General features: G+C 73.9%; 16 protein-coding genes and 1 pseudogene. 9 read left to right on the top strand and 8 right to left on the bottom strand.

The genetic code is table 11. The features are described from left to right. Positions 1-97: 97 nt before the first annotated feature. Complete coding sequence (locus ABD284_RS11810; RefSeq protein ID WP_344142873.1) at positions 98-1,006, top strand: hypothetical protein; 909 nt, start codon at positions 98-100, stop codon at positions 1,004-1,006. A gap of 241 nt (positions 1,007-1,247) precedes the next feature. Here the strand turns inward: ABD284_RS11810 and amaB are convergent, their stop codons facing one another. Then, positions 1,248-2,789: an L-piperidine-6-carboxylate dehydrogenase gene (gene amaB / locus ABD284_RS11805; protein ID WP_344142871.1), complete on the bottom strand. Its 1,542-nt coding sequence runs from the start codon at positions 2,787-2,789 to the stop codon at positions 1,248-1,250. A 321-nt stretch (positions 2,790-3,110) separates the two neighbouring features. On the opposite strand from amaB, the gene ABD284_RS11800 reads away from it, so the two are divergent. Continuing rightward, complete coding sequence (locus ABD284_RS11800) at positions 3,111-4,247, top strand: pyroglutamyl peptidase (protein WP_344142870.1); 1,137 nt, start codon at positions 3,111-3,113, stop codon at positions 4,245-4,247. Between the two features lie 159 nt (positions 4,248-4,406). Here ABD284_RS11800 and ABD284_RS11795 read toward each other — a convergent pair whose 3' ends face one another. Further along, entirely contained in the window at positions 4,407-4,676 is a 270-nt protein-coding gene (locus ABD284_RS11795; protein WP_344142868.1) for a hypothetical protein, read from the bottom strand. Positions 4,677-5,291: 615 nt separating this feature from the next. Further along, positions 5,292-5,714, bottom strand: coding sequence for a hypothetical protein (locus ABD284_RS11790; protein WP_344142867.1), 423 nt, complete (start codon positions 5,712-5,714; stop codon positions 5,292-5,294). Positions 5,715-5,854: 140 nt separating this feature from the next. Here ABD284_RS11790 and ABD284_RS11785 point away from each other — a divergent pair, with 140 nt between their 5' ends. Next, positions 5,855-7,129: an ATP-grasp domain-containing protein gene (locus ABD284_RS11785; protein ID WP_344142865.1), complete on the top strand. Its 1,275-nt coding sequence runs from the start codon at positions 5,855-5,857 to the stop codon at positions 7,127-7,129. 19 nt (positions 7,130-7,148) lie between these two features. Beyond that, a complete protein-coding gene (locus tag ABD284_RS11780; RefSeq protein ID WP_344142864.1) occupies positions 7,149-9,173 on the top strand; it encodes a CocE/NonD family hydrolase in 2,025 nt (674 codons plus the stop codon). A gap of 77 nt (positions 9,174-9,250) precedes the next feature. Here ABD284_RS11780 and ABD284_RS11775 read toward each other — a convergent pair whose 3' ends face one another. Further along, on the bottom strand, positions 9,251-9,928 hold the full coding sequence (locus ABD284_RS11775; protein WP_344142863.1) for a GntR family transcriptional regulator: 678 nt from the start codon (positions 9,926-9,928) through the stop codon (positions 9,251-9,253). A 328-nt stretch (positions 9,929-10,256) separates the two neighbouring features. On the opposite strand from ABD284_RS11775, the gene ABD284_RS11770 reads away from it, so the two are divergent. The 5 genes from ABD284_RS11770 (at position 10,257) to fdhD (ending at position 17,811) form a co-directional block, all read left to right on the top strand. Next, positions 10,257-11,288, top strand: a complete 1,032-nt coding sequence (locus tag ABD284_RS11770; protein WP_344142862.1) for a 2-dehydropantoate 2-reductase — start codon at positions 10,257-10,259, stop codon at positions 11,286-11,288. Positions 11,289-11,441: 153 nt separating this feature from the next. Next, positions 11,442-13,412 carry a molybdopterin oxidoreductase family protein gene (locus ABD284_RS11765; protein ID WP_344142861.1) on the top strand — a complete coding sequence of 657 codons (1,971 nt, stop codon included), beginning with the start codon at positions 11,442-11,444 and terminating at the stop codon, positions 13,410-13,412. 407 nt (positions 13,413-13,819) lie between these two features. Beyond that, positions 13,820-15,814: an NAD(P)H-dependent oxidoreductase subunit E gene (locus ABD284_RS11760; RefSeq protein WP_344143257.1), complete on the top strand. Its 1,995-nt coding sequence runs from the start codon at positions 13,820-13,822 to the stop codon at positions 15,812-15,814. Further along, positions 15,811-16,752, top strand: coding sequence for a 2Fe-2S iron-sulfur cluster-binding protein (locus tag ABD284_RS11755; protein ID WP_344142860.1), 942 nt, complete (start codon positions 15,811-15,813; stop codon positions 16,750-16,752). The genes ABD284_RS11760 and ABD284_RS11755 overlap by 4 nt, the downstream gene beginning before the upstream one ends. A gap of 198 nt (positions 16,753-16,950) precedes the next feature. After that, entirely contained in the window at positions 16,951-17,811 is an 861-nt protein-coding gene (fdhD, locus tag ABD284_RS11750; protein WP_344142859.1) for a formate dehydrogenase accessory sulfurtransferase FdhD, read from the top strand. Positions 17,812-17,958: 147 nt separating this feature from the next. On the opposite strand, the gene ABD284_RS11745 is transcribed toward fdhD, so the two are convergent. The 4 genes and pseudogenes from ABD284_RS11745 to ABD284_RS11730 form a co-directional block, all read right to left on the bottom strand. Next, entirely contained in the window at positions 17,959-18,540 is a 582-nt protein-coding gene (locus ABD284_RS11745; protein WP_344142858.1) for an HhH-GPD-type base excision DNA repair protein, read from the bottom strand. Positions 18,541-18,660: 120 nt separating this feature from the next. Further along, entirely contained in the window at positions 18,661-18,858 is a 198-nt protein-coding gene (locus ABD284_RS11740) for a hypothetical protein (RefSeq protein ID WP_344142857.1), read from the bottom strand. 355 nt (positions 18,859-19,213) lie between these two features. Then, positions 19,214-20,761, bottom strand: coding sequence for an aldehyde dehydrogenase family protein (locus ABD284_RS11735; protein WP_344142855.1), 1,548 nt, complete (start codon positions 20,759-20,761; stop codon positions 19,214-19,216). A 160-nt stretch (positions 20,762-20,921) separates the two neighbouring features. Then, a pseudogene (locus ABD284_RS11730) lies at positions 20,922-21,109 on the bottom strand (succinate--CoA ligase subunit alpha); the annotation flags it as partial.

The following is a 21,109-nucleotide window of genomic DNA, read 5'->3' as shown; positions in this document are numbered from 1 at the left end:
CGCCGGTCACGATCGGTGACCGACGTCACGCCCGGCCGTTACCGCCCCGTCACGGCCGGTCGATCCCGCGAAACGCGCGGCGGGCATCGTCGGGGCCATGGGTGACGACTTGCGAACCGACGCGAACGCACGAGGCGGCCGGCGGAGTGCGCGCCGCGAGCCGGCGCCGCGGGGTTTTCTCGGCCAGGAGCTGGTGGACATGGGCGGGCTGCTGCTGGCGGCGGGCGCCGCACACCTGCTGGTGCTGTCCCTGGGCCACAGCGACCACGGGGGCCGGATGCTGGCGGCGGCCGGGGCCGCCCTGCTGGCGGTCTCGACGCTGCACCGCTGGTGCAGGCACCGCGCCGGAACTCGCGCCTCCGGCGGCCGGCCGGCGGCGCGCGGGACCGCGGCGGTACCCGGAGGCGCGGGGGTACCGCAGGCGGCGGGGACGGACCGGGAGCGGTTGTGGCGGGTGCGGGTGGCCGTCGGCGACGTCCCCGGCGGGCCGGCGGCGCTGACCGCGCAGATGGCGCGGCAGGGCGTGGACATCCGGCTCCTCCGGGTCCACCCCGCCGCCGAGGAGGCCGCAGACGAGGCCGTCGACGAGCTCTACGTGGCAGCGCCGCCCGGGGTCGGCGCCGAGGCGCTGCGCGGGGCCGCCGCGCGCGCGGGCGGGCGCCGCCCGGTCGTCGAGCCGGCCGGCGCCCACGATCCGGCCGACACCGCGGCCCGCGCCCTGTCCCTGCTGGCGGGCCTGGTCGCCGGGCGGAGGAGCCTGGCCGAGGTGCTCGCCTCGGTGTCGGGTGCGCGCGACGTCGCGCGGCTCGGCACTCCCCCGCCCGGGCTGGCGGCCGAGGAACTGCGGCGCACGGAGATGACCCTGCCCGATCCCGAGGGCGGCGTGCTGGTGCTGCGGCGCGAGGTCCCGTTCACACCGGTGGAGTTCGCGCGGTGCCGGGCGCTGGTGCGCGCCGCCGCAACCGTGCACGAGCGCCTGGCCGCACATCCGGCGCCCGAGCGGTGAGCGGCGCCCGCCCACGTCTCGGATGCGGGACGACCTGCGACGGCTTTGCATCCGAGGTGTTGGCTGCGCCCCTCTCTGGGTAGTCGGCCCGGCGTCGCGCCTTCGGGGCGCGGGCGATGCGCCGGCCTGCGGCGGTGAAGGCCGCCCACCGCCGCAGGCGGCGCGTTCGGACGCCGGACCCGGTCGGCGCGGCACCCGGACCTCCTGCCGCGCCGGCCGCCCCCTCCGGCTCAGGCCGCTGTCACAGGAAGCTCACGCCCTGGGCCAGCGGCAGCTCCGCGGAGTAGTTGACGGTGTTGGTGGCGCGGCGCATGTAGGCGCGCCAGGAGTCGGAGCCGGACTCGCGGCCGCCGCCGGTGGCCTTCTCGCCGCCGAACGCGCCGCCGATCTCGGCGCCGGAGGTGCCGATGTTGACGTTGGCGATCCCGCAGTCGCATCCGGCCGATGACAGGAACCGCTCGGCCTCGCGCTGGTCGCGCGTGAACACCGAGCCCGACAGGCCCTGCGGTACGCCGTTGTGCAGCTCCAGCGCCTCCTCGAAGGTGCGGTAGGTGAGCACGTAGAGGATCGGGGCGAAGGTCTCCCGGCGCACGACGTCCTCCTGGCGCGGCATGCGCACCACCGCCGGGTCGACGTAGTAGGCGTCGGGCGCCTCGGAGGCCAGGCGGCGGGTGCCCCCGGTGAGCAGCCGCCCGCCGCTGTCGGCGGCCGTCCGCAGCGCCTCGTCCATCGAGCGGTGCGCCTTCTCGCCGATCAGCGGGCCGACCAGGGTCTCCTCGGCGAAGGGGTCGCCGATGCGCTCGCCCAGCTTGCCGTAGGCCTCGACCACGCGTTCGGTGAACTCGTCGGCGACGTCCTCGTGCACGATGAGGCGCCGCTGGGTGGTGCAGCGCTGCCCGGCGGTCCCCGCGGCGCCGAAGGCGACGCCCTGCAGGGCCAGGTCCATGTCGGCCGAGGGCGCGACGATCGCGGCGTTGTTGCCGCCCAGCTCCAGCAGGCACCGCCCCAGCCGGGCGGCCACGCGCGGGCCCACCTCGCGGCCCATGCGCACCGAGCCGGTCGCGCTCAGCAGCGCCACGCGCTCGTCGTCGACCAGCCGCTCGCCGGCCTCGCGGCCGCCGAGCACGACGCGGTGCACCTCCTGCGGTGCGCCGACGTCGGCGGCGGCGCGCATCAGCAGCCCGTGGCAGGCCAGCGCCGTGAGCGGTGCCAGCTCGGAGGGCTTCCACACGACGGTGTCGCCGCACACCAGGGCGACGGCGGTGTTCCACGACCACACCGCGACGGGGAAGTTGAAGGCGGTGACCACGCCGACGACGCCCAGCGGGTGCCAGGTCTCCATCAGGCGGTGGCCGGGCCGCTCGGAGGCCATGGTGCGGCCGTAGAGCTGGCGCGACAGGCCCACGGCGAAGTCGCAGATGTCGATCATCTCCTGGACCTCGCCGGCGGCCTCGGAGCCGATCTTGCCCGCCTCGATTGAGACGAGGTCGGCGAGGTCGCTCTTGTGCTCGCGCAGCAGCTCGCCCAGCCGCCGCACGAGGCGGCCGCGTTCGGGGGCGGGGGTGTCGCGCCAGACGTCGCTGAAGGCCGACCGGGCGGTGGAGACGGCGCTGTCGACGTCGGCCGCGCTGGAGGGGGCGAGCTGGAACAGCGTGCCGCCGGTGATGGGGGTGCGCGCGTCGTGGCCGCCGCCGGCGGACTCGTCGAGGTGCTCGACCCCGCAGCGGGCCAGGGCCGCTCGGGCGCGCTCGCGCAGGTGGTCGGTCGCAGGAAGGGCTGCCATGTCCTTCTCTCTCCGTTGAGAGGCGGTTGCGGGCATCCGACTTTTTCCCTGCGCCGCCCGCCCCTAACCGGGCCGGCGCCGACCGCGCGCCCGCACGGGCGGGGCCTGCGGGGGCCGCGGGCCGTGCGCCCGATCGTCCGCCGCCTGTGGGAGGCTGTGCGCCGGACCCCGCGCCCGGCCGCGGACCCGGCGGGTCCTGCGCGCCGAACGCCGCGGCGGGGCCGCCGGCGACCGCTTCGGCACGAGACCGGCGACCGCGCTATACCTGGAAGGAGGCGCGGCGTTTCCCCGCGGAGCCGGGGACAGCACGCCGCAATGCACATGAGGGCCACCGCCATGACCGCCGAGGAGTCCCGTACCTCCTTCGCCGCACCGCAGGCGATACTGCGCCGCTCCGGGTTCGCGGCCGCGGCCCCGCTGTTCGCGGCCGACCTCGCCGGGGCCCGGGACCTCCCGGAGGCCGAGGGCGTCGTCGCCTCGCACGGGCGCAGGCTGTGGACCGAGGCGGTGCGCCAGAGCGACCGCGTCGCCGACGACCGCTTCCTGTACTGGGCGCGGCTGACGCTCACCGCCCGGCTGCGCGAGTGGAGTCCCGCCTTCCCGTTGGAGGCCGAGCAGCGCGCCGCGCTCGCCGACCGGCTGGAGCTGGCCTCGCGCGGCCACGACGACCTGGTGTTCCCGCCCGACGACAAGCTGCTGCGCGTCATCGTCACCGGATTCGACCCCTTCGGCCTCGACGAGGACGTGCGCCGGTCCAACCCCTCGGGCGCCGCGGCGCTGAGCCTGCACGGGTCGGTGCTGGAGGCGCGCGGCCGCCGGGCCGCCGTGCGCACCGCGATCTTCCCCACCCGCTGGCGGGACCTGGGGGCGGGCATGGTCGAGCGGGCGCTGGGGCCGCACTACTCCCCCGGGCCGGGCGCGGTGGCCGCCGACGCGGTGATCACGGCGAGCCAGGGCCGGGCGGGCCGCTTCGACCTGCAGGTCTACAACGCGGGGATGCGCGGCGCCGCGCCCGACAACGAGCGGGTGAGCGCGCCGGGGCCGGTGCCGCCCGCGCCCGGGTCGACCGGGCCCCTGCCGGAGTGGACGGTCTCCACGCTGCCGCGCCGCGCCGTCCTGGCCAACGCCGAGGGGCGCTTTCCGGTCCACGACAACACCGAGGTGACCGAGGCCGTGCCGGGCGCGGGCGAGCCCGCAGTGCGGGCGGGCGGGCCCACGCCCGGCGCGCGCGTACTCGCGGGCGCCGGCGGCGACTACGTGTCCAACGAGGTCGCCTACCGCAACACGCTGCTGCGCGACGCCACGGGACGCGACATCCCCGCCGGACACGTCCTCACGCCGGTGCTGGAGGTCGGTTCGCCCGACCCCGAGGTGCTGAGCACGCCGGACTTCGAGCGCGACCGCGCCGACATCGTCGAGCAGCTGCACGCCATCGTGGAGACGGCGCTGGAGGGGTAGCCGACGGCGCGCCGGCGGCCCGGCGTGTGCGCGGGCGCACGCCCGCGCACACGCGAACGCCCCGGCCCGGGCGCGATGCCGGACCGGGGCGCAGGGACGGGCCCGCGGAGGAGGCCGCACGGAGCGGCCGGCGCGTCCGCCGGCCGGGGCCCCGCGGCGCTAATAGGTCGAGTAGCCCGTCGACGAGGCCGAGAAGAGCGCGATTCCGTAGACGATCCACCAGATGATCCCGAGGACGAGGACCACCCCGAAGAAGATCCATGAGATCAGCGTGCACGTCCGCGCCGCCTTGGGGTTGCTCTCGGCCATGACGATGCCGATGATCCCCAGCACCAGGCCGATCGTGGTTCCGCCGCAGGTGAGGCACATGCCGATGCCGTTGGCGATGGTCGCGCCGATGGCGCTGCCCTTGTTGGCCGGAGGCTCCATTCCGCCGCCGCCGGGGGCTCCGGGCGGGGGAGGCGGAGGAGCGCCGTAGGCGCCGCCACCGGGCGGGCCGGGGGGCGGCGGGGGCGGGGGACCGTAACCTCCGCTTCCTCCGCCGTAAGGCGGCTGGCCCCCTGACGGACCGTAACTCATGCTGTTTCCTCCCCGGAATGCCCTGGGCGGCGCGCGCTCACCGGCGCCGCCGGGATGTCTCGATGATGTTTCCGTTGCTGAAGCGCACATGTCTGATGCGCACGCGGCCGCCGAGGTTCCATGGATTCGCAGGAGCCTGCCCGAACCGGGCGTGCAGCGACCGCCTCCGGGACGCGCCGAAACCGGCTTCAGGGCGTTCGAGGCCTCGGCGTCCGCTAGGGCAGCATACGATGCCGCGCCCCTGGTCCCGTCCGCCAGGGCGGGGCCGAACGCGTGCGCTCCCCTCCGCTGGCGTCCCGGCGGGTTCGGCGACACCACGCTGCGGAGCAGGGCAGCCGGTCGCGGCGGGGGCGAACCGTCGCCGAGCGGGAGCACGAAGGCCGCCGATCGTGATGCAACCGCAATCGGTGCCGACCTGCACCGGAGCCGTGGCGGGGCGGATCGGGGCCGGTATCGGCCACGGGCTCAGCCCTCGTCCTCCAGGATCCCGTCGACGATGTCGCCGAGCACCCGCGACCGGTCCTCGTCGGTGAGGTTGCCCGTCTCGACCAGCGCGCCGGCGGTGTCCACGCGGTCGCCCGCGCGCCCCTCGACCACGCACAGCCGCACCACCTCGCGGGTGGGGATGTGCAGGAAGCGCAGCTCGTCGGGCGGGGCCAGGTCGTAGAGGTTGACCGGGTAGCGCGAGTGGCGGTTGCGCCACTGCTCGGCCCGCTTGAGCACGAAGCCGTGCAGCAGCGACTCCAGGATCCCGGGGTCGGCCAGCGCATCGGCGTCGCCGTGGGCGCGGCAGTCGGCGCAGTTGGCCAGTTCGGCCTTGAGCAGGCGCCGTGCCCCGGGGTGGACCACGTGCTCGGCGTTGAGCTTGCTGGGGTGTCGGTGCGCCATGGGCCCAGCTTAGGCGGGGGCGTACCGCGCGCCGGCGGGGACCGCCCCGCGGCGAGGCGTGGATCACGCGGCGGCCACGTCGCATCCGTGCCCCGGGCGGGTAGGCGCTGCCACCACGGAGGGACCGAAAGGGGTGCGAGATGAGCCAGAACGTTTTCGTGCTCGGTATGGACGAGCACAACCGCGAATCCCTCAAGGAGATCCCCGGTGCCCGCTTCCTCCAGCTCCTCTCCATGGAGCGGGTGCGCAAGCGCGACGACATGGAGGCCCTGCTCGACGAGGCCCGCGCCGTGCTCGATGCGTTCGACGGCCCGGTGGACGCGATCATGGGCTACTGGGACTTCCCGGTCAGCACCCTGGTGCCGATCCTGTGCGCCGAGCGGGGGCTGCCCGCGCCGCCGCTGGAGGCGGTGGTCAAGTGCGAGCACAAGTACTGGAGCCGCCTGGAGCAGGCCGAGGTCATCGAGGAGCTGCCCGGGTTCGCCGCGATCCCCTTCGACGCCGAGCGTCCGCCGGACCACATGAGCTACCCGATGTGGCTGAAGCCGGTGAAGGGCTTCTCCTCGGAGCTGGCCTTCCGGGTCGAGGACGACGACGCCTTCCGCGACGCCCTCGCCCGGATCGGCGAGGGAGCGGGCAAGCTCGGCGCCCCCTTCGAGTGGGTGCTGGAGCAGGTCGAGCTGCCCGAGGCGGTGGCGGAGGCCGGCGGCACCGCCTGCCTCGCCGAGGAGGAGGTCACCGGGCTGCAGCTGACGGTCGAAGGCTACGTGTACCAGGGCCGCCCCCACGCCTACGGTGTCGTCGACTCCCTCGACTACCCCGGTTCCCCCAGCTTCCTGCGCTACCAGTACCCGTCCGAGCTCCCCGGGCACGTGCTCAACCGCGTCCGCGACGTCGCCTGCCGCGTGGTCACCCGGCTGGGGCTGGACAACACCACGTTCAACATCGAGTTCTTCTGGGACCCCGACACCGACGAGGTGCGGCTGCTGGAGGTCAACCCCCGCCACTCCCAGTCCCACGCCCGCCTGATGTCCTTCGTCGACGGCCGGCCCAACCACACCTACCGCGTCGACCTCGCGCTGGGCCGCGAACCCGAACTGGAGCAGGGCGGCGGCGACTACGCGGTGGCGGCCAAGTGGTTCCTGCGCCGCTTCGGCGACGGGGTGGTGCGCATGGCCCCCGGCGAGGAGGACGTCGCGCGCATGGAGCGCGATATTCCGGGAACGTCGGCGGAGATCCTGGTCGAGCCCGGCACCCGCCTATCGGAGATGGGCGAGCAGGACAGCTACAGTTTCGCCCTCGCGGTCGTCTACACCGGCGCCGCCGACGCCGAGGGCCTGCAGCGCGCCTACGAGCTGTGCCTGGCCCGGCTCCCGTTCGAGATCGAGGAGACGGGAGACGCCGACCAGGCGTGATCGAGAAGGGAGAGGCCGCATGCGCCAAGTCACGGCACTGCCCAACAAGATCGCCGAGGAGCGGGGCGTCATGATCCCCATGTCCGACGGCACCCGGCTGGCCGCGCGGATCTGGCGCCCCGACTCCGAGGAGGAGCCGGTGCCGGCGATCCTGGAGTTCATCCCCTACCGGCAGCGCGACCTCACCGCACAGCGCGACTCCACGATCCACCCCTACCTCGCCGGGCACGGCTACGCGTGCGCCCGGGTGGACCTGCGCGGCAGCGGCGACTCCGAGGGGGTGCTCCAGGACGAGTACCTGGAGCAGGAGCTGCGCGACGCCGAGGAGGTGCTGGCGTGGCTGGCCGCCCAGCCCTGGTGCTCGGGCACGACGGGGATGATGGGCATCTCCTGGGGCGGGTTCAACGCGCTGCAGCTGGCCGCCCGCCGGCCCGCGAGCCTGGGCGCCATCGTGACGCTGTGCTCGACCGACGACCGCTACGCCGACGACGTGCACTACATGGGCGGCTGCCTGCTGGGCGACAACCTCTCGTGGGCCTCCACGATGTTCGCCTACACCTCCTGCCCGCCCGACCCGGCGGTGGTGGGCGAGCGCTGGCGCGAGATGTGGCGCCGGCGGCTGGAGGGCAGCGGCCTGTGGCTGGACACCTGGCTGCGCCACCAGCTGCGCGACGACTACTGGCGGCACGGCTCGGTGTGCGAGGACCTCTCCGCGATCGAGATCCCGGTGATGGCCGTCAGCGGGTGGGCCGACGGCTACTCCAACGCGGTCTTCCGGCTGATGGAGGGCCTGAGCGTACCGCGGCTGGGGCTGATCGGACCGTGGTCGCACAAGTACCCGCACCTGGGCGAGCCCGGACCGGCCATCGGCTTCCTGCAGCAGTGCGTGCGCTGGTGGGACCGCTGGCTCAAGGGCGCCGACAACGACGTGATGCGCGAGCCCATGCTGCGCAGCTGGATGCAGGAGAGCGTTCCCCCCTCCACCGCCTACTCCGAGCGCCCCGGGCGCTGGGTGGGCGAGCCGCGCTGGCCCTCGCCGCGGGTCTACCGCCGCACCCACCCCCTGGCCCAGGACGGCATCGCCGATCCCGGCGCCGACGTGGCCACCGCCGCCGCGTCGGTGGAGTCGCCGCTGACGGTGGGCCAGTACGCGGGCAAGTGGTGCTCCTACAACGCGCCTCCGGACCTGCCCTACGACCAGCGCGAGGACGACGGCGGGTCGCTGGTGTTCGACAGCGACGAGCTCACCGAGCGGCTGGAGATCCTCGGCGCGCCCGTGGTCAACCTGGAGTTCACCGTCGACCGGCCGGTGGCGATGGTGTGCGTGCGGCTGTCGGACGTGGCCCCCGACGGGCGCGCCACCCGGGTGACCTACGGCCTGCTCAACCTCACCCACTCCGGCGACCACGCCGAAGCCGAGGACCTGGCGCCCGGCAGGCTCTACAACGTGGCGGTGCCGATGAACGGCGTCGCCCAGGCGTTCCCGCCGGGGCACCGGCTGCGGGTCTCGGTGTCGACCTCGTACTGGCCGCTGGCCTGGCCGCCGCCGCAGCCGGTGCTGCTGACCGTCCTGCTGCAGGGCGAGAGCTCGCTGGTGCTGCCGGTGCGCCCGACCGACAGCTCCGACGAGGTCGCTCCGCAGCCCTTCGACGAGCCCGAGGGGACCCCGCCGCTGGACACCAGCCGCCCGGTGCCGGGCGAGCAGCAGTGGAAGGTCGAGCGCGACCTCGTCGACTACGAGTCGTCGCTGAAGGTGGTCAAGGACCTGGGCACGGTGTACTTCGACGACATCGGCTGGGAGGTGAGCCGCCGCGCCGAGGAGGTCTACACGGTGCGCGGCGACGACTTCACCTCGCCGAAGGGCGTGACGACCTGGCGGATGCGCTTCAAGCGCGGGGAATGGGACGTGGAGACGGTCACCCGGACGGAGCTGTCGGCCACGCCCGAGGAGTTCCACGTCAACGCGACGCTGGACGCCTACGAGGGCGGCGACCGGGTGGCCGCGCGCACCTGGAACACGGTCATCCCGCGCGACCACGTCTGAGCCGCGCGCCCGGCACCGGCGGGCCGGGGACCGCGGCAGGGGGCGCGCGACCCGCGCGCCCCCTGCCGCGGCGGGAGTCAGCGGTCGATCTTGTCGTGGTAGGTGAGCCGCGTGCGCTCGGTGTGGTCGTTCATCAGGCGCGCGGCCTTTGCGGAGTCGCCCTCGGCGACGGCGACGATGATCTCGGCGTGCTCGTCCCAGGAGGCCATGCCGCGCGAGCGCGCGATGGGCGCGTAGTACCAGCGCACCCTGCGGTCCACCTGTGCGGCGAGCTCGGCCAGCACCCGGTTGCCCGAGGCCTCGATGACGCCGCGGTGGAAGTCGGCGTTGGCGGTGACCACGGAGTCGACGTCGGCGTCGTCGACCGCGGCGACGCCGGCGCGCCACAGCTCGCGCAGGTGCTCGACCTGCTCGGGCGCGGCGGAGAGGGCGGCCAGCCGGGCGGCCTCGGTCTCCAGGACGGCGCGCACCGCGAGCAGCTGGTCGGCCTCGCTCTCGGTGGGCGTGTGGACGAAGGCGCCGTAGCCGGGCCGCAGGTCCACCCAGCCCTCGTTGCTCAGCCGCTGCAGCGCCTCGCGCACCGGCTGGCGGGAGACGCCGAGCTGCTCGGCGAGCTCGCTCTCGACCAGGTGACGGCCGGGCGGGAACTCGCGGGTGATGATCAGGTTGAGGATGGTCTCGTAAACCGTCTCACGAAGTGGGACGGGGCGTTGGACCCGTCCACTCAGCGCGGCCTTCAACGGCTGTGTGGTCATGCCGCTCCCGCCCGTCGCACGATGCTCGACTCGAGTGAATGATGTAGACAGTCTACGAAAACCACCGCCCCTTCGCAGTCCGGACGGCGATCGCGGGCCCGCGGGCGGCTCGCCGGCCCGCGATCGCTCGGAGCGCACCTGGCGGCGCGGTGGCCGTCCAGGCCGCATCCGCCCCCTGCCGAGCGAGGGACCCGCAGCGAAGAAGAACCGGTGAACTTGCTGTTCGCCTGCATTCACACGTTCCTTTTCCGCTGCAGACCCCTCGCTCTTTGCGCACTCATCAGCATACTGTATACAAAATCGTTCGGGCGAGAGAACGGAGCGCAGTATGAGAATCGCCATCCTCGGCGCCGGCGCCATCGGCGCCTACGCGGGCGCGGCCCTGCACCGCGGAGGGGCCGACGTCCACCTGATCGCCCGCGGCCCGCACCTGGAGGCTCTGCGGGCCGACGGCGTGCGCGTCCTCAGCGACCGGGGCGACTTCACCGCCCGCCCCAATGCCACGAGCGACCCCCGCGAGGTCGGTCCGGTCGACTTCGTCTTCCTGGGGCTCAAGGCCCAGCACTACGCCGCCTGCGGCCCGATGCTGCGCCCGCTGATGGGCCCGCACACCGCCGTGGTCGCCGCCCAGAACGGCATCCCCTGGTGGTACTTCCACGGGCTGACGGGGCCGCTGGCCGACCACCGGGTGCACACCGTCGACCCGGGGGGCTCGGTCAGCCGGGCGATCCCGGTCGAGCGCGCCATCGGCTGCGTCGTCTACGCCGCCACCGAGATCGAGGCGCCCGGGGTCATCCGCCACCTGGAGGGCACCCGGTTCTCCATCGGCGAGCCCGACCGCACGATCTCCCGGCGCTGCACCGACCTCAGCGAGGCGATGGTGGCCGGCGGCCTGAAGTGCCCGGTCGAGCAGGACCTGCGCGAGGACATCTGGGTCAAGCTGATGGGCAACATCACCTTCAACCCCCTCAGCGCCCTGACCCGGTCCACCATGGCCCAGATCTGCCGCGACCGCTCCTCGCGCGAACTCGCGCGGTCGATGATGAACGAGACCCTGGACGTGGCGGCCCGCCTGGGCGTCAACCCCACGATCTCCGTCGAGCGCCGCCTGGCCGGCGCCGAGCGCGCCGGCGACCACCGCACCTCCACTCTGCACGACGTCGAGCGCGGCCGGCCCATGGAGCTCGACGTCATCCTCACCGCCGTGGTCGAGCTCGCCGACATGGTCGGCGCCGAGGTGCCCACCCTGCGCACCGTCGACTCGGTCGCGCGACTGCTCAACGCCCGGCTGACCGACGGCAGCGTGGCCGAGCGCATGGCCGCCGCCGCGGCCGCCGCCGCACCCGCGCGCGCCGCCTAGCACGCGCCTTCCGACACCCGGCGGAACGGTCCCTGCCGCCGCCCCGCCTGCGCACCCTTGCCCGCCGCCCCGGCGGCGCATACTGTAGACAATATTGCTGTGATGTACTTGTAGCACCGCAGTGGCCACGAGACCCAAGCGAGGCCTTAGAAGATGCGATCGGACGACATTCAGCCCAGCAGCTACGAACGCCTCACTCGCCCACTCGTGCGCGAGGACGGCCGACTGCGCCCCGCCTCCTGGGAGGAGGCACTCGACCGCGCCGCCGACGGCTTCCGCGACGGCGTCCAGCAGCACGGGCCCGAATCCTTCGGCATGCTCTCCTGTGCCAGGGCCACCAACGAGATGAACTTCATGGCGCAGAAGTTCACCCGCGTCGTGATGGGCACCAACAACGTCGACTCCTGCAACCGCACCTGCCACGCGCCCAGCGTGGCCGGGCTCTCCGCGGCCTTCGGCTCGGGCGGGGGCACCTCGTCCTACGCCGAGGTCGAGGACACCGACCTGATCGTGGTGTGGGGAGGCAATCCGCGCTTCGCCCACCCGATCTTCTTCCAGCACGTGCTCAAGGGCGTGCACAAGGGCGCCCGGCTGTTCGTGGTCGACCCCCGCCGCACCTCCTCGGCCCAGTGGGCCGACCGCTGGCTCGGCCTCAACGTCGGCACCGACATCCCGCTGGCCCACGCCATCGGGCGCGAGATCATCCACGCGGGCCTGACCAACGACACCTTCATCGCGCGCGCCACGACCGGCTACGAGGAGTACCGCGAGCTGGTCGAGCCCTGGACCCTGCAGGCGGCCGAGGCCGAGACCGGCGTCCCCGCCGAGGCCATCCGCGAGCTCGCCCACGCCTTCGCCACCGCCGAGCGCGCGCAGCTGTCGTGGACCCTGGGCATCACCGAGCACCACAACGCCACCGACAACGTCAAGGCGCTGATCAACCTCGCCCTGCTCACCGGGCACGTCGGCCGCTACGGCTCCGGCCTGCAGCCGCTGCGCGGCCAGAACAACGTGCAGGGCGGCGGCGACATGGGCGCCATCCCCGACCGGCTGGCCGGGTTCCAGGACATCCTCGACCCCGAGGTCCGCTCGCGCTTCGAGGCGGTCTGGAACACCAGCATCCAGCCGCACAAGGGCAGGACGCTGACCCAGATGTTCGAGGCGATGGACGAGGGCGAGCTCAAGACGCTCTACATCATCGGCGAGAACCCGGTGCAGTCCGAGCCCGAGACCTTCACCACCACGCGCCGCCTCCAGCGGCTGGACCACCTGGTGGTGCAGGACATCTTCCTGACCAAGACCGCCGAGCTGGCCGACGTGGTGCTGCCCGCCAGCGCCTCCTGGTGCGAGTCCGACGGCACCTTCACCAACAGCGAGCGCCGGGTGCAGCTGGTGCGCAAGGCACTGGACCCGCCGCCCGGCGCGCGCGACGACATCGAGATCATGTGCGAGCTGGCCCAGCGCCTGGGCCACGCCTGGCAGCGGCCCGAGGCCGAGGCCGTCTGGGACGAGCTGCGCAGCCTCTCCCCCATCCACCGCGGCATGAGCTACCGGCGGCTGGAGGAGCTGCAGGGCATCCAGTGGCCGTGCTTCTCCGAGGAGGACCTGGAGCCCAGCTACCTGCACGCGCGGCTGTGGTCGACCGACCCCGAGAAGCGGGGCATGCCGGCGCCGTTCGGCATCGTGGGCCACTCCCCGCCGGTGGACCTGCTCGACGACGACTACCCCTACCGCCTGACCACGGGCCGCCGGCTGGACGACTACAACACCGGCGTGCAGAGCAGCGGGTTCTCCTCGCCCATGCGGCGCGGCGAGACGCTGGACATCTCGCCCGAGGACGCCGAGAAGCTGGGCGTCGCCGACGGCGAGACCGTGCGGGTCTCCTCCCGCCGGGGGTCGGTGCTGGTCCCGGTCGCGGTGTCCACGCAGATGCGGGCGGGGCTGGTCTTCATGACCTTCCACTTCCCCGACCAGGTGGACACCCAGCTGCTGACCATCGACGCCACCGACCCCGACGCCGGCACGGCCGAGTACAAGGCCGCCGCCGTGAGCATCGAGAAGGTCGCCGAGGGCGCCGCGCCCGCCGGAGCCTCCGACCATGCGCCGGTGCCGGCCTCGCCCTGAGCGCCGCGAGCCCCGCGGTCCGCGGCCGGGGCCCCTCGGGGTCCCGGCCGTTCCCCCGCGGTCCGCGCCGTGTCCCCGGGTGCGCTGTTCGCCACCTGGTGCCCGGGGCACGGATCGCGGGTACGCGGCGGACGGCGGAGCGCGGCCCGAGGCGGCCCGCTCCGCCGAGCGGCACGGATGTGCCCACCCCGGCGCGTACCGGGGCGGCGGCCGCCCGAACGGCGCCCGGGCGGCCACTGCCGCGGCCGGCGGACTGCCGTGATCACTCTCGGCGCATACTCTGATGCACGTGCACGAGGCGTCGAAACCGGGTTCGACCAGGGGTTGCCCGCGGTCGGAATAAAGCATACTGTAGCCCGTATACAAAGTCTGTGACCTGGCTTACATGATTCGAGGTGACCGGGGACGTGGACCTGCACTTCCTGGATGCTGTGCCGGAGGACTCCGAGCGTGAGGCCGTGGACGCCGTCCTGGGCCCACCGGAGTCGGGGTGGGACGGCGGCACGCGCCAGGCCTCCGATCTGCGCTTCGCCGAGGGCGGCCACGCCGCCCGCGGCAGGCGCGACCTGCTGCTGCCGGCCCTGCACGCTGTCAACGACCGCGTGGGCTGGATCAGCCCCGCTGCGCTCGACTACATCTGCCGTCGGCTGACGATCCCGCCGGCCGAGGCCTACGGCGTCGCGACCTTCTACGCCATGTTCTCGCTCAAACAGCGCCCGCGCCGGGTGGTGCACGTCTGCACCGACATCGCGTGCGCTGCCAAGGGGTCCGAGGGCCTGTGCGCGGCGCTGACCGAGCGCGCCGGAGGACCGGGCACCGAGGGGGGCGAGTTCACCTGGCACGAGAGCCCGTGCCTGGGCCTGTGCGAACGCGCGCCGGCCGCGGTCTCCCTGGAGGCCGGCGACCCGCCCCGCTACAGCGTCGCCGCGCCCGCTGCGGCCGACGACATCGTCCCCGCTCCGGGCGAGGTCCCCGCGGCGGAGGCCGGCACCTCCGGCCCCTCGGCCAACGGGCACGGCCCCTCCCTCAACGGCGGCCGCCCCCGGCGGCGCGCCACCTTCTCCCCGACGACGCTGCCCGGCCCCGCGCCGGAGCCGCCCGCCGGCGAGGCCGTTCCCCAGGCGGGCGAGGCCGACCTGGTCCTGCTGCGCCGCATCGGCGTGGTCGACCCGGCCAGCCTGGACGACTACCGGGCCAACGGGGGCTACGCCGCCCTGCGCGAGGCACTGCGCATGGGGCCCAGCGCCGTCATCCGCGAGGTCTCCGACTCCGGCCTGGTCGGGCGCGGCGGAGCGGCCTTCCCCACCGGCCGCAAGTGGGACGGCACCGCCAAGCGGCCCGAGACCCCCCGCTACGTCATCTGCAACGCCGACGAGAGCGAGCCGGGCACCTTCAAGGACCGCGTCCTCATGGAGGGCGACCCCTTCTCGGTCGTCGAGGCCCTGACGATCGCCGGCTTCGCCAACAACGCCAACCACGGCTACATCTACATCCGCGGCGAGTACCCGCGGGCGCTGTCGCTGCTGGAGAACGCGATCGAGCTGGCGCACGCGCGCAACCTGCTCGGCCGCGACATCCTCGGATCCGGGTTCGACTTCGACGTCGAGATCCGCCGCGGCGCAGGCGCCTACATCTGCGGCGAGGAGACCGCGATCTTCAACTCGATCGAAGGGCTGCGCGGCGAGCCCCGCAGCAAGCCGCCCTTCCCGGTCGAGCGCGGCGTGTTCGGCAAGCCGACCGCGATCAACAACGTCGAGACCCTGGTCAACGTGCTGCCGATCATGATGATGGGCGGCCCCGCCTACGCCGCGATCGGCACCGGCCGCTCCACCGGACCCAAGCTGTTCTGCGTGTCCGGCTCGGTGGAGCGCCCCGGCGTCTACGAGGTCCCCTTCGGCGCCAGCCTGCGCGACCTGATGGACATGTGCGGCGGTGTGGGCACCGGCCCCGACGGCCGGCCCCGCCTGCCGCGCGCGGTGCTGCTGGGCGGCGCAGCCGGCGGGTTCGTGCGCGGCGACGAGCTGGACATCCCCCTCACCTTCGAGGGGGCGCGCGAGGCCGGGGCCACCCTGGGCTCGGGCGTGATCCTGGTCCTCGACGACACCGTCGACCTGGCCGCGATCCTCGTGCGCATCGCGGCGTTCTTCCGCGACGAGTCCTGCGGGCAGTGCGTGCCCTGCCGGGTGGGCACGGTCCGCCAGGAGGAGGCGCTGGTGCGGCTCGCGCAGGACGCGGGGCCGCGCCGCACCGACATCGCGCTGCTGCGCGAGGTGGGCGAGGCCATGCGCGACGCCTCGATCTGCGGCCTGGGCCAGACCGCGTGGAACGCGGTGGAGTCGGCCATCGACCGGCTCGGCGTCTTCGGTCCGCAGGAGGAACAACCCGTAAAGGAGGCCCGGTGAGCACACCGGTTGTCATTGGGGCGCCCCGCCGCCTGGTCGAGGTGACCATCGACGGCCAGGAGGTGCGCGTTCCCGAGGGCGCGACCATCCTGGACGCCTGCGAGGCCGTGGGCACCGACGTACCGACCCTGTGCTACGGCGACACCCTCACCCCGCGCAACGCCTGCCGGGTGTGCGTGGTGGAGGTCGAGGGGGCGCGCACGCTCGCGCCGGCCTGCTCGCGCAAGGTCGAGGACTCCATGTCGGTAGCCACCGACTCCGAGCGCGTCCGCCACAGCCGCAAGATGGTGCTGGAGCTGCTGGGCTCGTCGGTGGACCTGTCCACCACACCCGGCGTCCCCGAGTGGAACGAGCGCTACGACGCCCGGCCCGACCGGTTCGGCCCCCGGGCCGAGCCCGCACGGATGGGCGAGCGCGACGCCCGCCGCGCAGGCGAGCACGAGGCCGGCGACGGCGCGACCGCCGCCACCGTGGAGCAGCCCACCAAGGTCGACAACGACCTCTACGTGCGCGACTACGGCAAGTGCATCATGTGCTACAAGTGCGTCGACGCCTGCGGCGAGCAGTGGCAGAACACGTTCGCGATCGGCATCGCCGGCCGCGGGTTCGACGCCCGCGTCTCCACCGAGCACGACTTCGCGCTGCCCGACTCCGCCTGTGTCTACTGCGGCAACTGCATCGAGGTCTGCCCCACCGGGGCGCTGTCGTTCCGCACCGAGTACGAGATGCGCCAGGAGGGCACCTGGGACGAGGAGCGCCAGAGCGAGACCACCACCGTGTGCACCTACTGCGGGGTCGGCTGCAACGTCACCCTGCATGTGCAGGACAACGAGATCGTCAAGGTCACCTCGCCGCACGACAACCCGGTGACGCACGGGAACCTGTGCATCAAGGGGCGGTTCGGCTTCCAGCACGTACAGCAGAGGCGCCACGACTGACGCCGGCGCGGCCCGTTCTCCGCGGGCCGCCGCCGTCAGCCCGGCGCAGCGGACGGAATCCGTTCCGCCCGCGACCGAGACGGGCGGAACCCGCACCGGCCGCGACTGAGAACGGACCGGAACGGGAATGCCACCCGAGTCGGGGACAGCACGCCGGGCACAGGAGGCCCCGAGGGGCCTCCGGAAAGGGGCAGGGCCATGGGACGGGTCACGGTCCGCGAGCGCATCCTGCGCATCCGGGACGGCGCCGCCGACGAGCGCGCCGACACCCTGGTGGCCGAGGAGCCGCTGGAGATCCGGATGAACGGGCGTCCGCTCACCGTCACGATGCGCACGCCGGGACACGACTTCGACCTGGCGGCGGGCTTTCTGGTGAGCGAGGGCGTCATCACCGGCCCCGACCAGATCGCGACCATCCGCTACTGCGCCGGCGCCACCGACGACGGCTCCAACACCTACAACGTCCTCGACGTCGTTCTGGCACCCGGAGTCGCGGTGCCCGAGGCGTCGCTGGAGCGCAACTTCTACACCACCTCCTCCTGCGGAGTGTGCGGCAAGGCCAGTCTGGAGGCGGTCACCACCGTCGCCCACTGGTCGGTCGCCGAGGACGCGCCCCTCTTCGAGGTGCCCGTCCTCTCGCGGATGCCCGACCGCCTGCGCGAGGCCCAGCGGGTCTTCGACCGCACGGGCGGCCTGCACGCGGCGGGCCTGTTCACTCCGGAGGGGGAGCTGCTCTGCGTGCGCGAGGACGTCGGCCGGCACAACGCGGTCGACAAGCTCGTGGGCTGGGCCCTGCGCGAGGACCGGCTGCCGCTGCGCGGCAGCGCCCTGATGGTCTCGGGCCGGGCCTCGTTCGAGCTCGCGCAGAAGGCGCTGATGGCGGGAATCCCGATGCTGGCCGCGGTCTCCGCGCCGTCGTCGCTGGCCGTGGAGCTGGCGGCCGACTCCGGGCTGAGCCTGGTGGGATTCCTGCGCGGCGCCTCGATGAACGTCTACGCCGGCCGGCATCGGATCACCCTGGAGACGGCGTCCACGACGCCTATGGCGGCCCCAGGGTGAGTCAGCCGACCGGGCCGGTAGGCGGGGACCGGCCGGCGTGCACCAGCCCCCTGCGCCGGCCGGTCCCGACACTTACCGCCGCCGCGCCCGGCACCGGCGTTCGCGCTGCGCCGGGCGCGGCGCCCGCGTCCTCCCGGCCGCCCGCGCCTACTCGGGCTTTGCCGCCTTCTTGGCCGCCTTGGCGCTCTTCTTGAACGCGCGCACCTCGGCCAGTGTCTGCTCGTCGACCACGTCGGCGATGGAGCGGCGCGCGCCCTCCTCGCCGTAGTCGCCCGCGGCCTCGCGCCAGCCCGGCGCGCGCAGGCCCCGCTGCTTGCCCAGCAGCGCCAGGAAGATCCGCGCCTTCTGGTCGCCGTAGCCCGGCAGCGACTTGAGCCGCTTGAGCACCTCGCGGCCGTCGGGCTCGCCCGAGGTCCACACCGCGGCGGCGTCGCCGCCGTAGTGCTCGACGAGGTAGCCGCACAGCGACTGGATGCGGGCGGCCATCGACCCGGGGAACCGGTGCACGGCCGGCTGGCGGGCGCACAGCTCGGCGAACTCTTCGGGATCGGTGCGTGCGATCGCGCCGGCGTCGAGCCCGCCCATGCGGTCGGCGATCTTCTTGGGCCCGGCGAAGGCGACTTCCATCGCCACCTGCTGGTCCAACAGCATGCCGACCAGCAGCGCCAGCGGGTCCGACGCCAACAGCGCGTCGGCTTCGGGTTCCTGGACGAGGTGCAACGAGGTCATGGCGCCATTGTCCCAGGAGAGGGCGTCGGCGGCACGCCGCGCCGGGGCGGGTCGGCGGCCCGCCCCACGGGCCTCGCTTGCGCGCCGCCGCTCCGGCGCCGTCCGCCCCGGCGTCGGCGGTCATACGGCGCAGGGCCCGGGTGAGGTCCCCGGACGTCGGCGCGCGCTCGGATCGATGCCGTGCTGGACGAGCATGCCGATGAGCAGGGACAGGAATCCGCCGAAGACGCGCGCCTCCTCAGGGTCGGCCCCGGGGCCGGCGCCGAACCCGAACCACGCTCCCAGCGCTCGGCGGCCCTCCTCGTAGCCGTCGGCCAACCGCGCGCGGACGGACGGAGAGTGCCGCGACCGGGCCGGCGCCTCGATGCCGTCGCGCCAGTCGCCCGCCGAGTCGGCGCAGGTGGCCGCGATCCGCTCCCAGGCCGTGCGGAAGCGGTCGACGGAACCGGCGCCCCCACGGCGGAGGGTGCACCCTACTCCGGCGGTCCCTCCAGGCCGCCCTCCAGCGCATCGGCCCAGTCCCCGACCATGCCGATCAGCGCAGCGCTGAGCACGCGGGCGGGGGCGGGGCGGACGGGGTGCGCCGCCGGCGGTGGCGGGGGCGGCGCACCCCGCGGTCGAGGACTCCGCGCCGGCGCCCCCTCAGGCGCCGGCGCGGAGGTCGGTGCCGCGGTCAGGAGTGCTCGCGCGGGACCAGGGTGTAGTCGGGGAAGTTGCCGGGCGGGCGCTCGCCGACCGGGCCGCGGCTGACCGCGTGGACCAGCAGCTTCCCGCCGACGAAGGCGCCGCGCCAGGAGGCGCCCCAGCCGCCGAACATCTCGTCGCGGTCGCCGCGCGAGCGCGGCTTGTTGATGCCGACCTTGAAGGCGCGCACCTCCGCGGCCAGGCGCGCGCCCAGGTCGGGGTCGTCGGTGGAGATCGTGGAGACCAGGGCGCCGTTGCTGGCGTTCATGGCCGCCATCAGCTCGGCCTCGGTGTCGACGAGCACGATGGAGTCGGCCGGTCCGAAGGGCTCGGCGTGGAACAGCGGCGAGGAGCGCGGCGGCTCCAGCAGCGAGACCGGCGCGACGTAGGCGTCGGTGTTCTGGCCGGGCAGCAGCAGGGCGTCGTCCGGCGAGCCGCGGTAGAGCGGAACCGCCCCTCCCGCGATGGCCTCGCTCACCTGGGCGGTGAGGTCCTTGGCCTTGGCGGCGTTGATCAGCGGGCCGAAGTCCAGCTCGGGCAGGTCGTCCTCGGCCGAGGCGACGGCCAGCGGGTGGCCGAAGCGCACCGAGGCCACCGCGGGCAGGTAGGCGCCCAGGAACCGGTCGAACAGGGAGCGCTGCACGACGAACCGGGGGTAGGCGGTGCAGCGCTGCTTGGCGTAGTCGAAGGTCTTGCGGACCTGGCCGGCGAAGGTGTCCCAGTCGCTGTACTCCCACACGCCCCAGCAGTTGAGCCCCTCCTGCTCCAGGATGTGCGGCTTGCCGAGGTCGGCGAGGTCGGTGGCGACCTGGCCGCCGGTGTCGCGGCCGCCGATGAAGGACACGCAGCCGATCTCCGGCGAGCGCACGAGCACCGGCGAGAGGTCGCGCCCGCCGCCGCTGACGAGCGTGAAGGGCAGGCCCTCGCGCGCGGCCAGGGCGACGGCGAGCGTCAGGCACACCAGGCCGCCGTCGGTGGGGGTCTTGGCGATGGCGGCGTTGCCGGCGAGCGCCTGCACGCACATGGCGTGGGTCAGCACGCTCATCGGGTAGTTCCAGCTGGCGATGTTGCTGACCGGCCCCTCCAGGGGAGCGCGGCCCTCCATCATGTCCTCGATCTGTTCGAGGTACCACTCCACGCCCGACACGGCGCGGTCGACGTCCTGGCGCGCCAGCCGCCACGGCTTGCCGATCTCCCAGACCAGCGCGAGCGCGAGCGTGTCGCGGTGCTCGGTCCAGGCCTCGACGGTCGCGCGCACCCGCGCGCGCCGCTCCTCCAGCGGCGTGACGCGCCAGGCGCGGTGCTGGTCGGCCGCCGCGCGCACGGCCGCCTCGGCGGTGTCGGCGCCGACCATCGGAGGGCCGGCGATCTCGGTGCCGTCGACGGGCGAGACGGCCAGCCGCGGCTCGCCGTCGGCCCGCCAGCGGCCGCCCCAGTGGTTGTACACCCTCTCGGCTGCGAACGCCTCGGGGGCGATCTCGCGGCAGCGCTGGTACAGGGTGGTCCATTCGGTCCCGGGCTTGAGCATGAGGGTCATAGGGTTCCCCTGGTGGTTGCGGTGCTGCTCGAAACTGCGGAGCCGGCGGCCGCGCGGCCGCCGGCCCTCGTCAACGGTCCCCCGAAGTCCTCGTCCGCGGCCACGGCCGCGGCGTGCGCTCTTCGGCGACTCTTCACGGAAACGGGACGTGCGGCGATAGTTAACAGAGCGAGCGGGCGATCTCGGCCGTCTCGGTGGGGGTTTTGCCGACCTTGACGCCGGCCGCCTCCAACGCCTCCTTCTTCGCCTGCGCCGTGCCCGCCGACCCCGACACGATCGCCCCCGCATGCCCCATCGTCTTACCCTCCGGCGCGGTGAACCCCGCCACATACCCCACCACCGGCTTCG

This window comes from Streptomonospora arabica (genome assembly GCF_039531585.1).
In the GTDB taxonomy this organism is placed as follows: Bacteria; Actinomycetota; Actinomycetes; order Streptosporangiales; family Streptosporangiaceae; genus Streptomonospora; species Streptomonospora halophila.
This window is presented reverse-complemented; position numbering and strand designations above follow the sequence as displayed.